Annotated in this window: 1 protein-coding gene and 2 pseudogenes; 1 reads left to right on the forward strand and 2 read right to left on the reverse strand. The window is 57.7% G+C overall.

Features of this window, described 5'->3' with window-relative positions; all coding sequences use genetic code 11:
- Positions 1 to 245, forward strand: a pseudogene (locus B0G75_RS41830) (tyrosine-type recombinase/integrase); the annotation flags it as partial.
- Between the two features lie 405 nt (positions 246 to 650).
- On the opposite strand, the gene B0G75_RS39950 reads toward B0G75_RS41830, so the two are convergent.
- Together B0G75_RS39950 and B0G75_RS41105 are read right to left on the reverse strand one after the other, a co-directional pair.
- Positions 651 to 872: a 2Fe-2S iron-sulfur cluster-binding protein gene (locus tag B0G75_RS39950; protein WP_106283643.1), complete on the reverse strand. Its 222-nt coding sequence runs from the start codon at positions 870 to 872 to the stop codon at positions 651 to 653.
- A gap of 686 nt (positions 873 to 1558) precedes the next feature.
- A pseudogene (locus B0G75_RS41105) lies at positions 1559 to 1743 on the reverse strand (cation transporter); the annotation flags it as partial.

A 1743-nucleotide genomic window follows, 5' to 3' on the forward strand; every position in this document is an offset into this window, starting at 1 on the left:
AGGGCACCATGCTTGATGGCGGGTGGCTGTTTCCCGGAATGGATCCCGTCGACCCACTCAGCGCGCGGCAGCTGAACCGCGCCGTTCACGCTGCCACCGAGGCTGCGCAGATCGACAAGCGCGTCTCCCCGCACACCCTGCGCCACAGTTTCGCGACGCATCTGCTCGAACAGAAGGTCGACATCCGCGTGATCCAGGTACTGCTGGGTCACAAGCAGCTGGAGACGACAATATTCTTTTTGGAGAGCAGGTGCCGTCACGGGCAGCGTCCGAAGTATACGCGGCGACACTCCGGGCGCAGACGGCGGAGCCGGTGGATGAGGGGGCGTACGCTTGAGGAATTGGTGCGTGAGTTTGGGCCCACTGCTCATGCACATAAAAAGGATCGCGCAAACCGACAGTGACGCTGCTCAGGACGGATTTTCACGGCTGAGGGAGGGAATGGGCGTATGCGCACTTGCACGGATCCGCGGTGAATGAAGAGAAACTCGGATCACCGTTGCTCGTCCACGATGGCTGCGATCTTACCCGAGCGGGCGAGGTAATTTTGCGGGGGTCGTGAATTTATGTACGCGACGGGTTTTCCGGAGAATGGACTTTTCTCTGAACTGACTGTTAATCGTGCAATGCCGTCAATAGCGCAATCGCAGTTATAGGTCGAGGACCAGTTCGCCAGTCGTGTCGGCGTTGTCGCCCTCCGGCGTGGCGATGCAGATCAGGGCACACCCACGTTCAATATGCGCGACAGGCTCCGCGGAGTAAGCGACGCGTCCGGCAAGAATGCGCGACTCGCACGTCCCGCAGGTTCCTGAGCGACACGACGAACGTGCCGCGACGCCGTGCGTTTCCGCAAACTCGAGTAGCGATGTCAAGCGTGCGGTGAGTACGTTTTCCGGAGCTCGAACTTTCGTGTACTCGAAAACGTACTCATTCGACCTTGGCTTCTAGTGGAACGTATATATCTTCCAGGCGCTTTCAAAAACAAAAAGCCCGCAAAACGGGCTTTTTCACAAACGTCATCAACTAATTAATCTGGATCTATTTTTATGGTACCCAGGAGAGGACTCGGATTACTGTCTTTCGTCATTGAATTACTGAGGTTTTTCTGTTCATTATCTCTGTCAATGTACTCACTGATGTACTTATCTGCGGTTGCCTTGGAATAGATTGCCGCTTGTCGTGCAAACGCAACGCTGCGTGACGGCGGCGCCCGGCGCCGTGACATGGCGCCGGATCAAAAGCGCATTTGGGGGAGATCGTGAGCGGGGCTCTGACGGATACACAATGGAGCGTGCCGAGCGTTGTCCGTTCGACAGCGGCAGTACATACCAAAGCCGAATGGCAAGCAACGCCCTCGGATGGCCGCGGGACGAAGATCGTCCCACGCGCGGTGGTGGGGCGGGGGCTGAATGTGATCTGCCGAGGAGGAGTTTCTCGAGTTCGGTCGCTTTCCGGCCGAAGGGTCGTTCGCCACCGCCCTAGTTCGGACATTCGGACGTCAATTCATCACCGCAAGCGCCCGCGTGGCTTCCTTTGACGGTCTTGGTCAACATTTTTGTCAGGCGGCCGTCTGTAACGGTTGGACCTCGACGGTGACATGAGACAAACCCATGAAGCGCCCAAGCACCGCATGATAGAAGCGAGAGTTTCGCTGGGTTTCATCTGTTGCCACTGACACCACCGCGCTCATGTGACCGGGGCCCACCCGCCATACATGCAGGTCAACCACCTTGTCGCCGAGGT

Source organism: Paraburkholderia sp. BL18I3N2 (assembly GCF_003001875.1).
GTDB classification, from domain to species: Bacteria; Pseudomonadota; Gammaproteobacteria; order Burkholderiales; family Burkholderiaceae; genus Paraburkholderia; species Paraburkholderia phytofirmans.